A 529-nucleotide genomic window follows, 5' to 3' on the forward strand; every position below is an offset into this window, starting at 1 on the left:
GGGGGATTCCAGTGAGTTACACGCCAGTACAAGCAGGGTTCTTTACCGTGATGGTGTTTCCCTTACAACCTTGAATTTAGGTCTTTCTTATAAAAGAACCAACAATTACCTTCTTGGCAATAAGATTGAAGTGGGCAGCCGTCAATATAGCGTCGCCAATTTTGGCATTTCGCATTCGCGCCAGATGTTGGGGGGGACTTGGACCTTTGATGTGAGTTATTTGCAAGGTCTTCCCTTGTTTCATTCTGTCAAGAAGCACGATCCAGGAGCAGGAGATGCGGAGCCACAATTTGCCAAATTTACTGGTACGCTTAGTGTCATGACGCCTTTTAAGGTAGGGGGCTTGGACTTTATACTGAACAATCTTTTGAGTGGGCAATATTCTCCGCATAACTTATTGGGTGGGGAGCAGATTTCGTTGGGGGGTGCTTCCAATGTTCGTGGCACGCGTGAGAGTTTGCTTTTTGGCAATAACGGTTTTTTTAGCCGGAATGATTTGTTGCTGCGCACCATTCCGTGGAGCAATCAC

1 protein-coding gene is annotated in these 529 nt (G+C 46.5%); it reads left to right on the top strand.

All coding sequences use genetic code 11. The features are described 5' to 3' along the window. Positions 1-529: ShlB/FhaC/HecB family hemolysin secretion/activation protein (locus tag ACFIKQ_RS09100; protein WP_375656318.1), on the top strand; the 529-nt coding region annotated here is incomplete at both ends.

It is taken from the genome of Bartonella sp. MR63HLJHH, assembly GCF_042194155.1.
Taxonomy (GTDB): Bacteria; Pseudomonadota; Alphaproteobacteria; order Rhizobiales; family Rhizobiaceae; genus Bartonella; species Bartonella grahamii.